The following is a 19,831-nucleotide window of genomic DNA, read 5'->3' as shown; positions in this document are numbered from 1 at the left end:
GCGCCGGACCTCGCGCAACCGAACCACGAGGGCTTTTATTCGCGGCGGCGTAGCACGGGACGATGCTACGGGGGCTCGCCGCGGGTGGACGACGATGAGATTCGGTATCGTCGGTGACGACTCGGTCGCCACCGCCGTCAGAGCGGCCGGTGCGTCGGTCGAACCGACGTCGGCCGAGGCGGACGCCGTCGTCGCGGTCGGCGAGTCGGCGCTCTCGACGGTCGCGCTCGGCTCCGAGTGGTCGTGTCCGGTCGTCCCCGTCGACTGCGGCGCGCCGTGGTCGACCCCGCGGCGCGGACTCGAATCGCGGCTGTCCGCGGTCGCGGCGGGTGACGGTCGAGTCGTCGACCACCCGACGCTCTCGCTCCGCGTCGGCGGGGACGCGGCGGGTCGCGCGCTCCTCGACGCGATGCTCGTTACGAGCGAACCGGCACACATCTCCGAGTACGGCGTCGCCCGCGCGGAGGCCGCGGTCCCCTTCTCGTCGGACCCGACCGACGAGTCGCGCGCGGCGGCGCGCTGGACGCCGGTCGACGAGTTCCGCGCCGACGGCGTCGTCGTCGCCACGCCGCTCGGGAGTTCCGGCTACGCGCGCGCCGCGGGCGGCGCGGTCGTCGGTCCGGCCGCCGGGCTCGCCGTCGTCCCCGTCTCACCGTACGCGACGCAGACGGACTCGTGGGTCCTCCAACCGCCCGTCCGGCTGTCGGTCGAACGCGACGACGCGCCCGTGTCCCTCGTCGCCGACGACGAGGTCGTCCGGGAAGTTCTCCCGTCCGAGTCGGTGGTCATCGACCGCGACGGGAGCGTTCCGCTCCTCGTCGAGTGAGCGCCTCGCTCGGCCGTGATTCAGACACCGAGCGGCGGCGCTCGGCGCGGCGAAAATACGTGTTCCTCGTGAGCGGTGCGAGCGTGACGACGCGGAGAAGAGTGCGTCGCGGAGTTAGACGATGAGGTTCCAGTAGTCCGCGACGAGGAAGAAGAGGCTCTGGAACGCCGCGTACAGGAGCACGAGCGTCGCGGCGACGAGCGAGCCGTTCGGGCGTTCGAGCGGCTTGTCGGTGCGGGCTTCGACCTTACGCGCTTCGAACTCGAAGAAGTCGGTGACGAACATCCCGACGACCAGCACGGTCAGCACCATGCCGCCGTGCGGCTCGACGAGCAGGTAGAGGAACGAGGTCAGGACGAGCGCACCCGAACTAATCGAGTGCGGGAGGTACCGGGAGACTGCCTCCTCTCCACCCTCCTTGGCCTGTCGGACGTGCGACCGGTGACCGAGGAAGCGCGTCGCGAAGTTCGCAAGCACGAGCACGAGCGCCACGTGCGGGACGACCGGTTCGACCGCCGCCAACTGGTCGAGCGGGACGAGGAACTGTAGTGGGTGCATACAGGACCGTCGGAGCGAGACTCATTAGAGTTTTTCCAATCCGACGCGGGAGCGGCGGGGAGGGCGACCGCTATTGTGGGGGGTTCTTCGTCGACTCGAAGCGAGATGAGAGGAGAACGGAGCGCGGTGTCGGCTTACTGCGCGTTGCGGCGCTCTTCGAGCGCGGACATAATCTGGTGACCCGCCGGGATGAGCACCCAGAAGGTGAGCGCGCCGAGAAGCGCGAACCAGAGGAACACGTCCATCAGGGTGACGGCGATGATGTTGAACAGTCCCTCGGTCGCGCCGGACGACAGCGGCTCGATGAGCTGTTGTGTGCTCTCGAAACTGCTCGTCCGGTACCACGACGCGAGCACCAGCCACGCGAGTCCGGACCCGGTCAGGATACCCAGACCCTTGATGAATTCGTCAGCCATTGTTCGAGTCTTCGCCGGAGTCCTCTTGAGACTTTCCCATTCCTTGGGCGCGAAATCGGGTGCCGAGCGTGTAGACGACCGCGCCGAACGCGATGATGCCGAGTCCGAAGACCGCGAGGGCCGTGCTCAGTAGGCCGTCCGCGACGCCGATTCCGAGCGCGCCGAGCGCGCCCGCGATGACCGCGCGGAGCGCGCTCACCTGCAGCGTCGCGGCGTCGAGGAAGACGAAGCCGAGAACCACGCTGACGACGGCGATGAGCGTCGAGAAGACGGTGATAGTCTTGTAGAGCCGCATGGGAACGACGATGTCGCGCCGGCCGCGGCGTCCCCGCCGCGTCTCGTCGGCGTCGCCGGTTCGACCGGTTGCGTCGCTGTCTGTCATCAGTGACGCTAAGAAGGGACGGTTGGTAGTGGTTCCGCTCTATTTCGGCGGGCGAAGCCGGTAGTAGCGGCGGTTGAGGTTGTACATGTACCCCTCGCGCATCGTCTTCAGCACCGCGTAGGTGATGGTCCCGAAGACGAACGGGAGCAGGAACGTCAGGTCGAACAGCAGGTCGACGTTCATCGGCATGAGGTTCTTGATGGCCAGAAGCGAGATGGTCATCGCGAACACCACGCCGAAGACGCCGACAGCGGACCAGAACGGCTGCTCGACGGGTCGCCGGGCCGAGCCCTTGTTGAGGAAGGGCACGATGGCGATGAAGCCGACGACGACGCCGTTCGCCAGCACGCCGTAGGTACGGTCGGCCATCAGCTTCTGTCCGCCGAGGATGGCCAGCTCGGGGTTCAGCGGGTTGAGCTTGAGCAGGCCGAACGACCAGTAGAGGTACCAGTCGGGCAGGATAATCGCCGGGGTGCTCGACGGATTCGCGGGGTTGCCGATGTGCGGCGGCATGGTCGCCGAGAGGAACAGAATCATCCCGACGAAGAACGACGCAATCGAGAGGTTGCGGACGGTCTCGTGGGGCCACGTGGGGAACGCCAAGACGTCGCGTTCGACGTAGTCGGACTCCGTGCGAAGGTCCTGGTCTTCACGACGTGCGCGCTCGAAGTACTCGTAGGTGAGCCGGGAGAGCCCCGTCTTGCGAGCCTTGCGCTCGCTCCACGTGGGCGTCTCGTCGTCCGGGGCCACGATGCCCGCGCCGTCGGATCGAATCTCCTCGTTTTCGGGTTCGTTGTCGCTCATGATTGTCACCTCAGTGCGGCTCCGCGATGCCCTGCACCCACACGATGCCGATGTGGATCGCGATGAGCGTCGTCACGACGAACGGGAGCAGGAACACGTGGATGATGTACATGCGCTGTAGCGTCGACTGGCTCAGCGAGAAGCCGCCGAACAGGAGCTGTGCGACCCACTCACCGGCGAGCGGGACCGACAGCGACATCTCGACGCCGATCTGCCCCGCCCAGTAGGCTAGCTGGTCCCACGGGAGGAGGTATCCGGTGTACCCGAACACCATCGTCAGGCTGATCAGGACGATGCCGAGAAGCCAGTTCAGCTCGCGGGGTTCCTTGTACGACCCCGTGAAATAGACACGGAGCATGTGCAGGAACACGGCCGCGACCATGACCTGCGCCGCCCAGCGGTGGACGGAGCGGAGCATGAAGCCGAACTGCAGGTCGCGCATGATGAATTCGATACTGCTGTAGGCCGTCGTGGGGTCACCGGTCGTCGCCGGGGAGTAGTAGAACCCGAGAAGGGCACCACTTATCGCCGCGACGACGTACGCGAGCGTCGAGAACAAGCCGAGCGTGTACAGGGGGTACCAGTACCAGAACTTGTTGTCGAGGTTGTACTGCTCGGTGTGGCTCTTCGGCATCTGGAGGTTGACTCGGTAGTAGAGCGTCTCCAGAAGTTCCAGATAATCGACGATGCGGAGTCGCTTATCCAGCCAGATGAGCGTGGTGAGGAAGGTGGCCTCGACCGGGGTGAGGTCCTTCTTTTTCATCCAGGCCTTGTGGTCGTAGTCGTCTTTGCGTTCGAGACTCATGGTTTATCGCTTGTAGTAGGGGTACACCGCGCGTTTGACCTGTTCCCACGCGTCGTCGCTGCTGAAGGTGACACCGTCGACGTCCTCCTCGCGGACGTAGAGGTCTTCCCACTTGCGACGCCGCTTTTTCACGATCATCACGTCGGGGAGGAACTCCTTGCGGTACAGCGCGAGGATGAACGCGAGGTCCACGAAGATGACGGCGAGGACGCCGCCGAGGAACATGTTCCCCGTGTCCGTCAGGCCCCACCCGGAGACGAAGCCGTAGGTGAAGAGGAACACGAACACGACCTCGATAATCGTCAGGAGGACGATTGCGATGGCCGCTGCGGTGCTCTCGCGCGCCGGTTCGTATCGGTGAATATCGCCGTATGTGCTGCCGGTCGAAGACATTATTCGCCACCTCCGGTGTTACCCGTATTTGGGGACTCGCCGTACTTCAAGATGAAGAACGTGTAGATGATGGTGACGAGGATGCCCAGAATCGTCGCCGAGCCGACCCAGTGGGCCTGAATCGGGACGCCGAGTTCGTGCAGTTCCTTCTCGCCGCCACCGCCGGTGCTGATAGTCGCCACGTCGTCGCCGACGGCGACCGCGCCGAGCATGCCGAGCGCCTCGTGGGGCACGCAGTGGTACTTCGTGATGCCACCGTTCTCGAACGTGAACTCGTAGGTCGTTCCGGCCTCGGAGACGGACGCGCCGGAGTCGAGCGACGCGCCCTCGCTCGCGACGACGTTGTGGCCGCCGCCTTCGCCGGTCCACTCCCACGTCACGGTCGTGCCGGGGTCGATCCAGATGCCAGCCGGTCCGAACGCAAGGTTACCTCCGTTGCCGGACGCGCCGACCTCGATGGTGACTTCGCTCTGACCGCGGAGGTCTTCGTAGCCTCCGTCGATGCCGTCGAGGTAGCCACCGAAGTCGGGTTGAACCTGCGCTCCACCGCCGCCTTCCTGCGCAGCAGCGGTCCCGGCGGCAGCGGTCGCGGCGGCTGTCGCACCGCCAGCCGTTCGGAGAAACTCCCGCCTTTTCATACGGTCGTTCGTCAGGATGGGACGCGCTTAAACCCACCGACTATGCCGTCACGGAGGGTGTTTGCGAGGTGAGCGCGCGCCGGTCTCAGCCCTCAGAACTGAGGGCGTCTCCCTCGGGGGCCTCGACCAAGGACGCGACGTTCTCGTCCCCGTCGAACGTCGGGACGAACTCGGGGCGCGACCCGCCTTCGAGACCCATGACGCGGAGCCTGTCTCGGTACTCCTCGGCGCGGAAGCGGTCCGAGAGCCGGGCGTTCGCCACGACGACGAAGAGGAAAAAGCCGATGACGAGAAAGCCCAGCCCGGCCAGCGGCGCGATAATCGAATCGAGGTCGGGGAGGACGAGCCACGCGCCGATGAGCGCGAACCCGCCGAGTAGCTGCCCGAACGCGACGATTTGGAGCATTCGGTTGCCGAAGTCGCCGGTCCCCTGTGCGACCTCTTCGGGTTCGGGGAGCCTGACGGTCTCGGGCGCGTCGTTCACCTCGAAGTCCTCCATCGAACAGAGCGCGACGGTCGGTTTCACGTCGCGGAGGACGGTCCCCTCGCCCTCGACGCTCCCGTCCGGGTAGACGACGGCGTAGCCCTCGTCGGAGTACGCGAGAATCCGTGGCTCGCCGTTTTCCGTCACGCGTTCGAGGACGGCGAACACTTCGCGAATCGCGACGCGGTAGCGGAGTTCCTGTTCGACGCGGTCGAGCAACTCCTCGCCGACAACCCACGAGTCGGGGTCGAACGCGGCGTCCCACTCTTCGGGGGTCATCTTCGCCATGTCGGCCGGGCCGAAGTTCTCGAAGTCGTACTTGGCTTCGACCTCCTCGCGGAGGGCCGCGAGCTCCGCGTCGGACATCGCGGCGTCGGCGTCCGCGTCCGGTGACGAGCCGTCGTCGGCCGGGGCGGAAGACGAGTCTGACATCGCCACGGAGTAGGGTCCACGCCGGTAAACGTGTTCCGACCCCGAACCGCGTTCGTCGCGGGCGGTCGGCCACGAGCCGCCCATCGGACGCGACCGCTCGCTGGTCCAGCGCTCGAACGGCGGTGGTCCGGTGCTCGAATCCCGGCGGTCGCGGCCGACGTTTAGCTCCTGTCGCGTGGTCTAGCGCTCGAACGGGACGCGGCGCATCGGTCCCTTTAGGCCGACCGGGTGCTAACGCCGTGCGATGGCAGACGAGACGACGCTCGCCACGCTCGCCGCGATTACCGTCACGGCCAGCTTCCCGTTCTACATCTACGGCGCGTGGATAATGATCGACGCCGAGACGGTGTCGTGGGACGTGCTCGTCTACCACCTCAAAATCATCTTCCCCGGGCTCGTGTTGAACACGGTCCCGGTCGTCACGTGGATGCTCCCCCGGCTCTTTCAGCAGCTCAACGGGCTCAGCGCCCTCCACGCGATTCTCGGCCTGCAGGCGTACGCGATGCTCATCTTCGCGCTCACGGGAATCGTCCGCATCTTCCAGGCCAAGTGGGAGGCCGACCTCTACCGCGACCCGGACCAGGACGTGTCGCTCGACGACCTCCACGAGAACATGGGCGCGTGGCGCGGCCGCCTCCGCGTCGGCGTCTTCGGCTACGTCATCTTCTGGGTGTTCGCGTGGCTGCTCGGTATCTACCGCTACCTGAGCGGTTACGTGTTCGTCTGAGCGCTCACCACGCCTCGCCGCTGGCGAGGTCGACCTCGTGGTCGAGCTTCGACGAGGGGCAGACGTCTTCGAGCACGCAGGCGTCGCAGTCGGGGTTGCGCGCGTCGCAGACGGCCCGCCCGTGACTGATGAACAGGTGGGTGAACTGCTGCCAGTCGCGCTCGGGGACGACCGGCATCAGGTCCTCTTCGATTCGCTCGGGGTACTCCTCTTCTGTCAGCCCGAGGCGGCGCGAGAGCCGCTGGACGTGGGTGTCGACGACGATTCCCTCCACGATGTCGTGGCCGTGCTGGAGGACGACGTTCGCGGTCTTCCGGCCGACGCCGGCGAGGTCGGTCAGCGCCGACATGGTGTCCGGAACCTCGCCGTCGTGCTTCTCGATGATGTCCGCGCACGCGGAGCGGATGTACTTCGCCTTGTTGTTGTAGTAGGTGATGGAGCTGATGTCGTCGGCTAACTCCTCTTGGTCGGCGGCGGCGTAGTCCGCGGCGCCGTCGTACTTCTCGAACAGCTCCGCGGTGACCTTGTTGACGCGCTCGTCGGTACACTGCGCCGAGAGCATGACGGCGATGAGCAGTTCGAGGCGGTTCGAGTAGGAAAGCGAGATAGTGGTGTCGGGGTACTCCTCGTACAGTCGGTCGAAGACCTCCTCGGCTTGCGCCTCGCGGCTTTCGAGTGGCGTGCCCATACCTGTGGGTGCGACCCGGTCGGTTTCAGTCGTTCGGGTTGGGGCGAGGGGTGCGGATTCCTGACCGTCCGGATTCCTGACCGTCCGGATTCTCGCGGTTTAAGAGCCAGCGTTCGGTGTTATGGACGCGTCAGTCGTCTATACGGACGGAGTGAGCACGATGACACCAACCACCGACTCCCGACGGGACGGCAGTCCGCCGACCGAGACGCGACCCGAACGAATCGCCGAGACGCCGGGCGCACACGACCGCCGGCGCGACCGGTTCGTCGCCGGCGCGATGCTGTTCGCGTTCGGCCTGCTCGCGTTCATGGGAATCATCACCGCCGAGGCGTTCTACCCCGGCTACAACGCGGGCGTACAGGAGATAAGCGACCTCGGCGCGACCAGGCCGCCAAACAGCATCATCCTTCAGCCGTCGGCGACGATTTTCAACGCGACGATGGTGCTTTCGGGGCTGTTGGTCCTCGGCGCGAGCTACTTCGCGCACCGGGGGCTCCGCGACCGCGTCGTCACCGCCGCCGTCGCGATGCTCGGCGTGGGCATCCTCGGCGTGGGCGTCTTCGACGGGAGCGAAGCCCCGATGCACGGGCTGTTCGCCCTCCTGACGTTCTTCGCCGGCGGCCTCTCCGCGGTCGTCGCCGCGCGGGTCATCGAGACCCCGTTCCGGTATCTCTCGGTCGCGGTGGGCGGGTTCGTCCTCGCCCTCCTGGCGAGCATCTTCGCGTTCGGCCTCCTCGGCCTCCCGCACCCGCTTTCGTTCCTCGGCGCGGGTGGTATCGAGCGCTACGTCGCCTACCCGGTGCTCCTGTGGTTCATCGGGTTCGGCGGCTACCTGATGGGGTCCGCGTCGGAGACGGCCCTCCCCGACCCGACCGATTCGGCCGCGTGAATACCGACGATTTATCATTCACGACCGCGACCGACCGAGTATGTCCGCGCTCGAACTTCCCGGCCGGCGCGAATCGTGGTTGACCGCGGCCGCGACGCTCGGCGGGTACGGTCTCATCCTCGCCGCGATGTTCCTCGCGCTGTTCGTCCTGCCGTACTTCGCGTTCGCCGCGTAGCCACTCGGCGGTCGGCGTCGCGCGAAAAGCGAAGTAGAATCGAAACCGAAACGAAACGCGACTCGCGTCGGTTACGCGAACGCGCGGGAGACTTCCGTCTCGTCCGAGGCTTCCTGCTGAATCTTCTCCCAGGCGTCGAGGAAGTCCTGCATGTATATCTCCGTGCGGTCGTCGCGGATGGCGAACATCCCCGCTTCCGTACAGACGGCCTTGATGTCGGCACCGGAGGCGTTGTCGGCCATCTCGGCGAGTTCGACGAAGTCCACGTCGTCGGAGACGTTCATCTTCCGGGTGTGAATCTGGAAGATTATCTCGCGGCCGTCCTCGTTCGGCTTGGGCACCTCGATGAGGCGGTCGAACCGCCCCGGCCGGAGAATCGCGGGGTCGAGCATGTCGAAGCGGTTGGTCGCCGCGATGATGCGGATGTTACCGCGCTCGTCGAAGCCGTCCATCTCGGCGAGCAGCTGCATCATCGTGCGCTGGACCTCGGCGTCGCCGGAGGTCTTCGAGTCCGTGCGCTTCGAGGCGATGGCGTCTATCTCGTCGATGAAGATGACGGCGGGCTCGTTCTCGCGGGCGACCTCGAACAGGTCGCGGACGAGCTTCGCGCCCTCGCCGATGAACTTGTGCACCAGCTCGGAGCCGGCCATCTTGATGAACGAGGCGTTCGTCTGGTTGGCGACGGCCTTCGCGAGCATCGTCTTGCCGGTCCCCGGCGGGCCGTAGAGGAGCACGCCGGACGGCGGGTCGATGCCGACCTTCTCGAACATCTCGGGGCGGTCGAGCGGCATCTCGACCGTCTCGCGGACCTCCTGCATCTGCTCTTCGAGTCCGCCGATGTCCTCGTAGGTCACGTCGGGGCTGTGTTCGACCTGCATCACGCGAGCCCGGACGTCCGTCTCCTTGTCGAGTCGCTTGACGATAGAGAGGGAGTTGTTCACGGCGACGCGCGCGTCGGGTTCGAGCTCCTCGCGCATCTCGTCTGTCACTTCGGTGAGGGCCTCTTGGTTGTTACCGTGCTGCTTGATGATGACCCCCTCGTCGGTGATTTCCTGAACCGTCGCAACGAAGAGCGGCGACTGCTTGAGCTTCTTGTTCTCGTGGGTAAGCCGCTCGAGCTTCTGTTGATACTTGTTGTTCTCGGCGTTCGTGTCGAGGAGCTTGTCGCGCATCTCCTCGTTCTGCGTTTCGAGAACTTCGAGCCGCTCTTGAAGGGCGGTGATCTTCTCCTGCTGCGACGCCGAGTCCTTATCGTAGGGGAGGTCGACGTCGTCCACAGTATCGGTCATCATCCGGCATAGGGTGCAGGTTCATAAGAGGCTTCGGGTGTGTGAGGGATTCGCCGCCTAGGGCCCGTCTGCCGCCCGGATGACGAGTCTGACGCGCGTCACATAAATTCCCCATAGTAATAAATCTGGATAGCAAATATTATCTAATAGCATTGCATGGTACCTCGTACGATGAGCACCACGGAAGCAGTCGAACGCGAGTCCGAGCCCCAGTCAGACGACCGGTGGGAATCGGTTCGGGACATGCCCCCGAGCGCGAAGTTGGTCGCGAAGATTCTCGATTACGAGGACACGCTCACCCAGAGCCAAATCGCCGAAGAATCGCTTCTCCCCCCGCGTACCGTCCGCTACGCGCTCTCCCGGCTGGAAGACGAGGGCGCGGTCGACTCCCGATTTTCGTTCTCCGACGCGCGCAAGCGCCTCTACACGCTCAACATTTAAATCCGAACGCGCGGCCACGTCGCCGCATGTCTTCGCCCGCTCCCGACGACGTCGGCCGCGCGCTCGCCGCGCTCGCCGACGCCGACGCTGACGCCGGTATCCCCGACTACGAGTCGCGCCCGCCCGCCGAAGTCGTCGCCGAGGCGCGAAACGCCTTCGAGTCGCTCCGTTCTGCCGCCCAGTTTCTCTCCGACGGAGGCGAACTAACGCTCCGCCGAGCGGTCGGCGAGGCCGCCCGGTGCGGACACCGCGAGTGCGCGCGCACCGGTCGGGCGCTCCTCGCGGACCTCGACCGCCTGCGCGGCGCGCTCGTCGACGCGGGCGCGACCGAGGTGTCGAATCGGCGCTCCCGAACCGCACAGCGACGACCGCGGGACGCCGACCACTTCCGCTCCGGTCGCACAACCGTTTTCAGCGGCGGTGGCGAACCGGTTGATAGATGACACGGGTGATACACACCGGCGACACCCACATCGGGTATCAGCAGTACCACTCGCCGGAGCGCCGACAGGACTTCCTCGACGCCTTCGAGCGGGTCGTCGCGGACGCGCTCGACGGAGACGTGGACGCCGTCGTCCACGCCGGCGACCTCTACCACGACCGCCGTCCCGAACTCCCCGACCTCCTCGGGACGCTCGCCGCGCTCCGCCGCCTCGACGACGCCGGGATTCCCTTCCTCGCCATCGTCGGCAACCACGAGTCGACCCGCGGGGGCCAGTGGCTCGACCTCTTCGAGCGCCTCGGACTGGCGACGAGACTCGGACGCGACCCCCACGTCGTCGGCGACGTGGCGTTCTACGGGCTCGACCACGTCCCGCGCTCGCGCCGAGACGAACTCGACTACCAGTTCGAACCGCACGACGCCGAGCGCGCGGTGCTCGTCGCCCACGGTCTGTTCACGCCCTTCGCGCACGCCGACTGGGAGACCGAAACCGTCCTCGCCGAGTCGAACGTCGACTTCGACGCGGTCCTCCTCGGCGACAACCACGTCCCCGACACCGCCGAACTCGACGGGACGTGGGTGACCTACTGCGGGTCGACCGAGCGCGCGAGCGCGAGCGAGCGCGACCCGCGCGGGTACAACCTCGTTCAGTTCGGGCCCGACGAGGTCGACATCCGTCGGCGCACCCTCGAAACGCGACCGTTCGCCTTCGTCGAGGTCGACCTCGCCGGCGACGAGGGCATCGAGCGCGTCCGCCAGCGGGTCCGCGAGTTCGACCTCGAAGACGCGGTCGTCATCGTCGAACTGCGAGGCGAGGGCGACGCCGTCACGCCCGCGGCGGTCGAGTCGTTCGCCGTCGAGGAGGGCGCGCTCGTCGCCCGCGTCAACGACAAGCGCGATATCGACGACGGCGCGGAACTGGCGACCGACGTGAGCTTCGCCGACCCCGACGACGCGGTGCGCGAGCGGGTCCGCGAGATGGGCCTGTCGAGCGCCGCCCTCGACGTGGACGAGACGGTCCGGGCGAGCAAGGTCGCCGACTCGAACGTCCGCGACGAGGTCCGCGAGCGCGTCGAATCGCTGCTCTCCGACGACCCGGGAGCCTTCGTCGCCGCCGAGAGCGGGGATGACCTCGAGAGCGACGACGGCGTCGAGGCCGAGGATTCGGAGGCCATCGAGGACGCCGCGGACGCTGAGGACGCGGAAGCCGCCGAAGACGCGGCCGAGTCCGACACAGGGACGACGACCGAGACCACCGCTGAAACGACGACCGAATCCGACTCTGAGGCCGCCGCGGAACCGGCGGCGAGCCAAGACAGCTCGCTGGGTGATTTCGCGTGAGGTTCACCCGAATCGCCATTCGGAACTTCAAACCCTACGAGGACGCCGAACTCGACCTCAGAGACGGCGTTACGGTCATCCACGGCGTCAACGGCAGCGGCAAGTCGTCGCTCCTCGAAGCGTGTTTCTTCGCGCTCTACGGCTCGAAGGCGCTCGCGGGGACGCTCGAAGACGTGGTGACGACGGGCGCCGACGACGCCGAAATCGCGCTCGAATTCGTCCACGACGGCGGCGAGTACCGCATCGAGCGTCGGATTCGCGTCTCCGGCGACCGCGCGACCACCGCCAAATGCGTCCTCGAAGGCCCCGAGGGGACCGTCGAAGGCGCGCGCGACGTTCGCCGACACGTCGCGTCGCTCCTGCGCATGGACGCCGAGGCGTTCGTGAACTGCGCGTACGTCCAGCAGGGCGAGGTCAACAAGCTCATCAACGCGACGCCGAGCCAGCGCCAGGACATGATAGACGACCTCCTGCAGCTCGGAAAGCTCGAAACGTACCGCGAGCGCGCCGGCAACGCTCGGCTCGGGGTCGAAGACGTGCTGACGAGAAAGCGGAGCGTCCTCGAAGACGTCGAGTCGCAAATCGAGACGAAAGAGGAGGCGGACCTCCACGCGACGCTCAACGCGCTCGAATCCGAACTCGACTCCCTCGACGAGGAGATTTCGAACTACGAGGGCCAGCGCGACAAGGCGAAGGCGGCGCTCGACGCCGCCGAGGCGACGCTCGACGAGCACGCCGAAAAGCGGGAGCGACTCGACGAGGTCGAGGCGGCAATCGAGGACCTGACCGCGAAAATCTCCACGGACGAGACGAAGCGCGACGACCTCTCGGAGCGCGTCCGCGAACTCGACGCCGCCGCCGACGACCTCGAATCCGACATCGACGACGCCCTCGACCGGGCCGACCTCGACGACGCGAGCGACGAGGCGATTGCCGGCGCGCGGGAGGCGCTTTCGGAGCGCGAATCCGGGCTGCGCGACGACCTCTCCGAGGCGCGGACGCGGGCGCAGGCGTTCGAGACGCAGGCCGAGCGGCTCGCCGAGCGCGCCGCCGACCTCGAATCGCGCGCCGAGGAGAAACGCGAGGCCGCCGAGGCCGACGCGGAGACCGCCGCCGAGGCCGAGCGGGAGCTCGAATCGTTCCGCGAGACGCGCGCGGAGCTTCGGTCGTCGCTCGACGACGCCGAAGCGCGGTTCGAGGACGCCCCCGTCGAACTCGGCGAGGCCGCCGACCTCCTCGAAAAACGGCGTGAGGCGCGGTCCGACGCCCGCGAGTCGCTCGCGGAGACGGAGACCGAACTGAAGAACGCGCGCGAGCGTCTCGCCGAGGCCGAGCGCCTCCGCGACGCGGGCAAGTGCCCCGAGTGCGGGCAGCCGGTCGAGGGCTCGCCCCACGTCGACGCCATCAGCGAGCGCGAGGCCGCCGTCGAATCGCTGGAAGCCGACCTCGACTCGCTCGAATCGGACGTCGAGTCGCGCTCGGCGGCCGTCGAGGCGGCCGAGGCACTGGTCGAAATCGAGAACCGCGCGGGCTCTCAGCGCGACAAACTCGACCTCGCCGAAGAACGCATCGCCGACCGCGAGGAGACCGTCGAGAGCCGCCGGGAGGCCGCCGCGGAGAAGCGCGAGGCCGCCGCGGAACTCGAAGCCGAGGCCGAGGAGAAACGCGAGGCCGCGACGACGCAGGCCGAGCGGGCCGAGGAGGTCGCGGAGACGGTCGAGTCGCTCGAAGCGGACCTCGAAGCACTCGACGAGCGGCGCGACCGACTCGACCGCGTCGAGTCGCTGGTCGACGCGCGAGCCGAGAAAATCGACGCGCGGGACCGGCTCCGCGAGAAGCGCGAGACGCTCGCAGACGTGAACCGCGAGCGCCGCGAACACCTCCGAGAGCGTCGCGAGCGCCGCGACGAACTCCGAGAGACGGTCGACGAGGAGGCGGTCGAGGGGGCGAGACAGCGCAGGGAGAACGCCGCGGCGTACCTCGAACGGGTCGAAGACGAAGTGCTTCCCGAACTGCGAGACAAGCGCGACGAACTCCAGAGCCGCGTCGGCGGCGTCGAGGCCGAACTCGAACAGTTGGACGGCCTCCGGGAGCGCCGCGAACACCTCTCCGAGCGCGTCGACGCCCTCGAATCGGTCCACGAGGAGGTGTCGACGCTCGAATCGACCTACGGCGACCTCCGGGCGGAGCTTCGCCAGCGCAACGTCGAGGTGCTCGAACGGATGCTCAACGAGACGTTCGACCTCGTCTACGCCAACGACGCCTACTCGCGCATCCGGCTCGACGGCGAGTACGGCTTGACGGTGTTCCAGAAGGACGGCACCGCGCTCGAACCCGAACAGCTCTCGGGCGGCGAGCGCGCCCTGTTCAACCTCAGCCTCCGGTGTGCCATCTACCGGCTCCTCGCCGAGGGTATCGACGGCGCGGCACCGCTCCCGCCGCTCATCCTCGACGAGCCGACGGTCTTCCTCGACGACGGCCACGTCTCGCGGCTGGTCGACCTCGTCGAGGACATGCAGAACCGCGGCGTCAAGCAGATTCTCATCGTCAGCCACGACGACGAGCTGGTCGGTGCGGCCGACGACCTCGTCCGCGTGGAGAAGAACCCGACGACGAACCGCTCGACGGTCGAGCGAACCGACGCGCCGACCGTCGAGAGCGCGCTCGCGGACGACTGAGAGCGGGTCGGTTCCGCCGCGAGTGACCCTATTCGCTCGCCCGCAGCAGTTCGACCCCTTCTTTCGCGGTCTCAGTCGCCTCGTAGCCGCGCTCCCCGTAGACCGTGGTCTCGGCGACGAGGCCGGCGACCCGGAACTCGGTCAGGAGGCCGTGGAGGTCGCTCTCGCAGAGGTCGTAGGCCCCGAGGAGGTCGACCGCGGGGAGCGGCCCGCGGTCGACGAGGTCGACGAGCAAGCCCAGTCCGCGCTCGGTCGGGACCGCGACGAGTATCTCCCGGACCGGCTCGGGAACGGCTCGTGCGGCGGTTTCGAGCGGAGACTCGCCGCTCACGGCTTCGAGTTCGTCGTTCGGCAGGTGTCGCTCCTCGCCGGTCTCCGGGTCGCGGACGCGGCTGGCGTCGCTCGACTGCTTGACGAGGAGGTACGTCCGGCCGTCTGGCCCGCGAACGGTTCGCATATGTCTCGGCGAAGGGCGCGACGACTGTTAGCGGTTGCGCTCGGGAGCGTCTTCGTCGGTGTCGCTTACATCACCGTCGTCCGCATCGTTCGCATCGTCCTCGTCGTCCCGCCACTCCCCTCGCTTGAACTCTCGGTAGACGGAGTAGACGCGGGCGAGCACGACCACACCGAACAGAAACAGGCCTGCGCCGAGGAGCGTGTCGCCGCGGAAGTAGGCGAGCATCGGGCCGACCGTGACTCCCGCGAGGCCGACGTTCGCGAGGACGACGCTCGCCCAGAACAGGCGGGCTACCTCGGGGTTCACGTCGGGGGAGAACTCCGGCGCGTCGTCGCCGTCGCTCTCGCCGTCCGAATCCTCGTCGGCGTCCTCGCCGGGGATGCGAACGCGGGGAATCGTCGGGAGCTCCTTTTCGGGGTTCCCCCAGCGGGCTTCCGGGTCTCCCCAGCGGGCCTCGGGGTCGCCCCATCGCGTTTCGGGGTCGATTTTCGAGGCCATGTCCGCCGACGGACGCTCCGCGTCGTCGCCTTCGTCTTCCGCGTCAGCGGCGGGCGTTCCCTCGCGTCGCTCGTCGTCCGTCACGCTCGCGTCGAGACGCCGTGCCGAGAAAAAGTGTCCGTTTCGGCCGAGTCAGGCGCAGTCGTCGAGGCGCATCGACCGCGATGCCTCGACCCACGCGAGTGGGTTCTCCGCGTCGTAGAACACCACGCCACCGTCGATATCGTAGGATTCGACCGTCTCGGCTCCCGTCGGACCAGCCGGTCCGTCGCCGTCGATCGTGCCATCCCACCGCTCCGGAGTTGCGTGGTCGGTCATATCGTGTGACAAGGAATGTCACACATGGATATATGTCTTTCCGTGGTTCGGGGTGCAGTTCGCGGAAACGCCGGGGTTTTTAGCCGCGCCATCGAAGCGACTGGCATGACGCAGACGGGTCTGACCGACTTCGGGGGGAACGACGCCGACGGCGCGGGCGACGCGCGGCCTGACGAGGAGGCCGCCATCGTCGCCGGCGACGCCGGCCAGCACGTCTCCGACGTCATCGACACGGACGAGGTGCGGTTTCCCGACCCGGACGGGACGGTCGAACTGGCCGTCACGCAGGTCGACTACACCATCGAGGGCGCGGGGCGCGACGAGTACCCGGTGATTCACATCTTCGGTCGGACGGCGGACGACGAGACCGAACACGTCCGCGTGCTCGGGTTCCGGCCGTACTTCTACGCGCCCACGGACAGCCTCGACGACGACGCGCTCGACAAGGACGTCATCACCGGCACCGAGGACGGCTACGAGAGCATCCGCGGCGAGGAGCTAACGAAGATTTACGGCCGCACCCCCCGCGACGTCGGCCAGATTCGCGACGAGTTCGACCACTACGAGGCGGACATCCTCTTTCCGAACCGCCTGCTCATCGACAAGGACATCAAAAGCGGCGTCCGCGTCCCCGAGCGCCGCCTCGACGACGGGTCGATTCAGGTTCCCCACCAGGAGGTCGCGCCCGCGGCGGTCGACGCGAGCCTTCGGGTGAACACCTTCGACATCGAGGTCAACGACCGGAACGGCTTCCCCGAGGAGGGCGAAGAGCCGATTATCTGTCTCACCAGCCACGACTCCTACCGCGACGAGTACGTCGTCTGGCACGCCGTCGCCGACGAGGGCCTCGGCAAGCGCCCCGAGTCGCTGCCGAACTACGAGTTCCTCGGGGAGGACGCGGACGTGGAGGTCAGGACGTTCGACGAGGAGGCGGCGATGCTCGACGCCTTCCTCTCGTACATCGAGGAGACCGACCCCGACATCCTCACCGGGTGGAACTTCGAGGACTTCGACGCGCCGTACTTCCTCGACCGGTTGGAGGAGGTCGACAGGAGGACCGACCTGAACCTCGACTACAACCGCATGTCGCGGCTCGGCGAGGTCTGGCGCGGCGGCTGGGGCGGCCCGGACATCAAAGGGCGCGTCGTCTTCGACCTGCTGTACGCCTACAAGCGCACCCAGTTCACCGAACTCGAATCCTACCGCCTCGACGCGGTGGGCGAACTCGAACTCGACGCGGGCAAGGAGCGCTACTCGGGCGACATCGGCGACCTCTGGGAGGAAGACCCCGAGCGCCTGCTCGAATACAACCTCCGCGACGTGGAGCTGTGCGTCGAAATCGACCGGAAACAGGACATCATCGCCTTCTGGGACGAGGTGCGGACGTTCGTCGGCTGTAAGCTCGAAGACGCGCCGACGCCCGGCGACACCGTCGACATCTACGTGCTCCACAAGGTCCACGGCGAGTTCGCCCTCCCCTCGAAGGGCAAACAGGAGTCGGAAGACTACGAGGGTGGAGCCGTCTTCGACCCCATCACCGGCGTCAAGGAGAACGTCACGGTGCTCGACCTGAAGTCGCTGTACCCGATGTGCATGGTGACCATCAACGCGTCGCCGGAGACGAAAGTCGACCCCGAGCGCTACGACGGGGAGATGTTCCGCGCGCCCAACGGGACGCACTTCCAGCAGGAACCCGACGGCATGATTCGGGAGATGGTCGACGAACTCCTCACCGAGCGCGAGGAAAAGAAGTCGCTTCGGAACTCCCACGACCCCGGCTCGTCGGAGTACGAACAGTTCGACCGCCAGCAGGCCGCGGTGAAGGTCATCATGAACTCGCTGTACGGCGTGCTGGGCTGGGACCGCTTCCGACTCTACGACAAGGAGATGGGCGCGGCGGTGACGGCGACCGGGCGGAAGGTCATCGAGTTCACGGAACAGGCCGCGAACCAAATCGGCTACGACGTGGCCTACGGCGACAGCGTGACGGGAGATCGCCCGGTCGTCGTCAGAGACCCCGGTGGGACTGTTCGAATCCTTCCTATCGAGGACTTGTTTGCCCGCGGAACGACTGAATCTGAGGTACTCATCGCTGCCGACGGGGACGTCGTCGCAAGTGCCACTCCCGGGAAGACTCGCCGAGCGCTCGACGGGTGGGACGCCCTCTCTGTGAACGAAGATGGAGAGGCGGAGTGGCAACCGATTGCGCAGGCGATTCGCCATAACACAGACAAACCGGTGGTGAACCTCCAACACAAGTTCGGTGAGTCGACGACGACGAGAGACCACTCGTACGTCGTCCCCGGTGAAGACGGCCTCACAACTGTCTCTCCGGACGACGTGGCGGAGCCGTATCGCGTCTCCGGGGTACCCGATGTCGAGCCTGTCGAGCAGGTCGACGTCTACGAGGTCCTTCGTGGGTACGAACGCGAGTACGAGGACGGACGGAGCGTCGGGAGCGATAATTCGATAACGAAGCGGAAACAAATCCATGCGGACGACGAGTATGTCTGGTTCGGCCACGAGCACCACCGAGACGTCGACTCGACCGTCAAAGTCAAACGATTCGTCGATATCGACAGCGAAGATGGTGCAGCACTCATTCGGCTCCTCGGTGCGTACGTCTCTGAAGGAAGCGCATCCACTGGCGAGACGGCGACGTCGAAATTCGGGGCAAGTATCGCTGAATCCGACCGTGAGTGGCTAGCCCAACTCCAGCGAGATTACTCTCGACTGTTCGAGAACACGACCGCCGGTATCATTACGAGCGACCGACGAGCGGAGCGAACCGTCGAGTATCAAACGGACACAGGCGGTGCGTCGGTCACGTACAATGACGAGACGCTGAAACTGCAGATGATGAACGAACTCGCTGCTGTGTTCTTCCGCGAGTTCGCAGGGCAGACGTCGCGTGGTAAACGGATCCCCTCATTCGTCTTCCACCTTCCTGAGGAGAAGCAAGACTTGTTCCTGACGTTGCTCGTCGAAGGCGATGGATCTCGCGAATTCCCACGATACACCGAAGCGTACGCACAGCGAAACTTCGACTTCGAGACGACGAGCCGAGAACTTGCTGCCGGTCTCTCGATGTTGCTCACGCAACGGGGGCAAAAACACTCGCTCAAGTATCGGGACAGCAAAGACTCGTACACTATTCGGACGTGTAGCTCCTACCGGGAAGGCCGAGACCCCGTGCTGACCGAAGTCGACCACGACGGCTACGTGTACGACCTGAGCGTCGAAGAAAACGAAAACTTCGTCGACGGTGTTGGAGGTATTGTCCTTCACAACACCGACAGCGTCATGCTCGAACTCGGCCCCGACGTGTCGAAACAGGAGGCCATCGAGCAGTCGTTCGACATCGAGGAGCACATCAACGCCGCCTACGACGACTTCGCGCGCGACGAGTTGGGCGCGGACGAACACCGCTTCCAAATCGAGTTCGAGAAGCTGTACCGGCGGTTCTTCCAGGCGGGGAAGAAGAAGCGCTATGCGGGCCACATCGTCTGGAAGGAGGGCAAGGACGTCGACGACATCGACATCACGGGGTTCGAGTACAAGCGCTCGGACATCGCGCAGATAACGAAGGAGGTCCAGAAGAACGTCATCGACATGATCGTCCACGGCGAGGAGACGGAAGTCATCAAAGACTACCTCCACGACATCATCACCGACTTCGAGTCGGGGAACCTGCCGCTCGAACAGGCCGGCATCCCCGGCGGCATCGGCAAGCGCCTCTCGGCGTACGAGACGCCGACCGCGCACGTCCGCGGGGCGCAGTACGCCAACGCCTTCCTCGGGACGAACTTCGGGCGGGGCTCGAAGCCGAAGCGGGTCTACCTCAGGAAGGTCCACCCGTCGTGGTTCCGCGAGATGGAGACCGGCGAGTTCGACCCGCAGGTCGACGACCTCTACCGCGAGTTCAAGCGCGACCCCGACGTCATCTGCTTCGAGTACGCCGACCAGATTCCAGAGGCGTTCGAGGTCGACTGGGACACGATGCTCACCAAGACGCTCGAAGGGCCCATCTCCCGCGTCATCGAGGCGCTCGGGATGTCGTGGGACGAGGTGAAAAGCGGTCAGGAACAGACCGGCCTCGGGAGCTTCATGTGACCGGTCGTATCACCAGGTGATGAAACCAAATTCA

At 66.2% G+C, this 19,831-nt stretch carries 22 protein-coding genes; 9 read left to right on the top strand and 13 right to left on the bottom strand.

The genetic code is table 11. The annotated features are described in order from the left end of the window. Window positions 1-94 precede the first annotated feature (94 nt). On the top strand, window positions 95-826 hold the full coding sequence (locus tag C454_RS03255) for an NAD(+)/NADH kinase (protein ID WP_004972594.1): 732 nt from the start codon (window positions 95-97) through the stop codon (window positions 824-826). A gap of 114 nt (window positions 827-940) precedes the next feature. On the opposite strand, the gene C454_RS03250 is transcribed toward C454_RS03255, so the two are convergent. The 8 genes from C454_RS03250 to C454_RS03215 all read right to left on the bottom strand — a co-directional run bounded on the left by C454_RS03250 (window position 941) and on the right by C454_RS03215 (window position 5,738). Next, window positions 941-1,384, bottom strand: a complete 444-nt coding sequence (locus C454_RS03250) for a DUF7313 family protein (RefSeq protein ID WP_004972593.1) — start codon at window positions 1,382-1,384, stop codon at window positions 941-943. Window positions 1,385-1,518: 134 nt separating this feature from the next. Next, window positions 1,519-1,800 carry a DUF7314 family protein gene (locus tag C454_RS03245; RefSeq protein ID WP_004972591.1) on the bottom strand — a complete coding sequence of 94 codons (282 nt, stop codon included), beginning with the start codon at window positions 1,798-1,800 and terminating at the stop codon, window positions 1,519-1,521. Further along, entirely contained in the window at window positions 1,793-2,182 is a 390-nt protein-coding gene (locus C454_RS03240; RefSeq protein ID WP_004972590.1) for a DUF7315 family membrane protein, read from the bottom strand. The genes C454_RS03245 and C454_RS03240 overlap by 8 nt, the downstream gene beginning before the upstream one ends. A 39-nt stretch (window positions 2,183-2,221) precedes the next feature. After that, window positions 2,222-2,986, bottom strand: a complete 765-nt coding sequence (locus tag C454_RS03235) for a cytochrome b family protein (protein ID WP_004972588.1) — start codon at window positions 2,984-2,986, stop codon at window positions 2,222-2,224. Window positions 2,987-2,996: 10 nt separating this feature from the next. After that, a complete protein-coding gene (locus tag C454_RS03230; protein WP_004972586.1) occupies window positions 2,997-3,791 on the bottom strand; it encodes a cytochrome b in 795 nt (264 codons plus the stop codon). A gap of 3 nt (window positions 3,792-3,794) precedes the next feature. After that, entirely contained in the window at window positions 3,795-4,184 is a 390-nt protein-coding gene (locus C454_RS03225) for a DUF7318 family protein (RefSeq protein WP_004971171.1), read from the bottom strand. Continuing rightward, on the bottom strand, window positions 4,184-4,822 hold the full coding sequence (locus C454_RS03220; protein ID WP_004972585.1) for a halocyanin domain-containing protein: 639 nt from the start codon (window positions 4,820-4,822) through the stop codon (window positions 4,184-4,186). Before C454_RS03220 ends, C454_RS03225 begins: the two co-directional genes overlap by 1 nt. Window positions 4,823-4,907: 85 nt before the next feature. Further along, window positions 4,908-5,738: a DUF7319 domain-containing protein gene (locus C454_RS03215; protein ID WP_049904945.1), complete on the bottom strand. Its 831-nt coding sequence runs from the start codon at window positions 5,736-5,738 to the stop codon at window positions 4,908-4,910. A 244-nt stretch (window positions 5,739-5,982) separates the two neighbouring features. Between C454_RS03215 and C454_RS03210 the strand changes: the two genes are divergently transcribed. Then, complete coding sequence (locus C454_RS03210) at window positions 5,983-6,465, top strand: DUF7321 family protein (protein WP_004972583.1); 483 nt, start codon at window positions 5,983-5,985, stop codon at window positions 6,463-6,465. Between the two features lie 4 nt (window positions 6,466-6,469). Here the strand turns inward: C454_RS03210 and nth are convergent, their stop codons facing one another. Then, window positions 6,470-7,153, bottom strand: coding sequence for an endonuclease III (gene nth / locus C454_RS03205; RefSeq protein WP_004972582.1), 684 nt, complete (start codon window positions 7,151-7,153; stop codon window positions 6,470-6,472). A gap of 160 nt (window positions 7,154-7,313) precedes the next feature. On the opposite strand from nth, the gene C454_RS03200 reads away from it, so the two are divergent. Next, complete coding sequence (locus tag C454_RS03200) at window positions 7,314-8,045, top strand: DUF998 domain-containing protein (protein ID WP_004972581.1); 732 nt, start codon at window positions 7,314-7,316, stop codon at window positions 8,043-8,045. Window positions 8,046-8,085: 40 nt separating this feature from the next. Continuing rightward, window positions 8,086-8,220 carry a hypothetical protein gene (locus C454_RS21110; RefSeq protein ID WP_004972580.1) on the top strand — a complete coding sequence of 45 codons (135 nt, stop codon included), beginning with the start codon at window positions 8,086-8,088 and terminating at the stop codon, window positions 8,218-8,220. A 71-nt stretch (window positions 8,221-8,291) separates the two neighbouring features. Here the strand turns inward: C454_RS21110 and pan1 are convergent, their stop codons facing one another. Next, window positions 8,292-9,509 (bottom strand): proteasome-activating nucleotidase Pan1, encoded by a 1,218-nt coding sequence (gene pan1, locus C454_RS03195; RefSeq protein ID WP_004971162.1) that lies wholly within the window; start codon window positions 9,507-9,509, stop codon window positions 8,292-8,294. Between the two features lie 171 nt (window positions 9,510-9,680). Here pan1 and C454_RS03190 point away from each other — a divergent pair, with 171 nt between their 5' ends. Genes C454_RS03190 through rad50 form a run of 4 tightly spaced genes read left to right on the top strand, consistent with a single transcriptional unit; the run spans window position 9,681 to window position 14,411 of the window. After that, complete coding sequence (locus tag C454_RS03190; RefSeq protein WP_004972579.1) at window positions 9,681-9,950, top strand: helix-turn-helix domain-containing protein; 270 nt, start codon at window positions 9,681-9,683, stop codon at window positions 9,948-9,950. Window positions 9,951-9,976: 26 nt separating this feature from the next. Continuing rightward, window positions 9,977-10,393 (top strand): hypothetical protein, encoded by a 417-nt coding sequence (locus C454_RS03185; RefSeq protein WP_004972578.1) that lies wholly within the window; start codon window positions 9,977-9,979, stop codon window positions 10,391-10,393. Further along, window positions 10,390-11,733: a DNA double-strand break repair protein Mre11 gene (gene mre11 / locus C454_RS03180; RefSeq protein WP_049904944.1), complete on the top strand. Its 1,344-nt coding sequence runs from the start codon at window positions 10,390-10,392 to the stop codon at window positions 11,731-11,733. The genes C454_RS03185 and mre11 overlap by 4 nt, the downstream gene beginning before the upstream one ends. Further along, the gene (gene rad50, locus C454_RS03175; protein WP_004972575.1) at window positions 11,730-14,411 is read left to right on the top strand and encodes a DNA double-strand break repair ATPase Rad50; all 2,682 of its coding nucleotides are present in this window, start codon (window positions 11,730-11,732) and stop codon (window positions 14,409-14,411) included. Before mre11 ends, rad50 begins: the two co-directional genes overlap by 4 nt. A 28-nt stretch (window positions 14,412-14,439) precedes the next feature. On the opposite strand, the gene C454_RS03170 is transcribed toward rad50, so the two are convergent. The 3 genes from C454_RS03170 to C454_RS03160 are packed head-to-tail and all read right to left on the bottom strand — an operon-like array spanning window position 14,440 to window position 15,684. After that, window positions 14,440-14,868: a DUF7346 family protein gene (locus C454_RS03170; RefSeq protein WP_004972574.1), complete on the bottom strand. Its 429-nt coding sequence runs from the start codon at window positions 14,866-14,868 to the stop codon at window positions 14,440-14,442. Window positions 14,869-14,895: 27 nt separating this feature from the next. Further along, window positions 14,896-15,450 carry a DUF7322 domain-containing protein gene (locus tag C454_RS03165; RefSeq protein WP_004972573.1) on the bottom strand — a complete coding sequence of 185 codons (555 nt, stop codon included), beginning with the start codon at window positions 15,448-15,450 and terminating at the stop codon, window positions 14,896-14,898. 48 nt (window positions 15,451-15,498) lie between these two features. Continuing rightward, complete coding sequence (locus C454_RS03160; protein ID WP_004972572.1) at window positions 15,499-15,684, bottom strand: DUF7331 family protein; 186 nt, start codon at window positions 15,682-15,684, stop codon at window positions 15,499-15,501. A 105-nt stretch (window positions 15,685-15,789) separates the two neighbouring features. On the opposite strand from C454_RS03160, the gene C454_RS03155 reads away from it, so the two are divergent. Next, window positions 15,790-19,797 (top strand): DNA polymerase domain-containing protein, encoded by a 4,008-nt coding sequence (locus C454_RS03155; RefSeq protein ID WP_004972571.1) that lies wholly within the window; start codon window positions 15,790-15,792, stop codon window positions 19,795-19,797. Window positions 19,798-19,831 lie beyond the last annotated feature (34 nt).

The sequence above is a fragment of the Haloferax gibbonsii ATCC 33959 genome, assembly GCF_000336775.1.
In the GTDB taxonomy this organism is placed as follows: Archaea; Halobacteriota; Halobacteria; order Halobacteriales; family Haloferacaceae; genus Haloferax; species Haloferax gibbonsii.
Note: the sequence above shows the minus strand (reverse complement) of the source record. Positions and strands in the feature narration are given on the sequence as shown.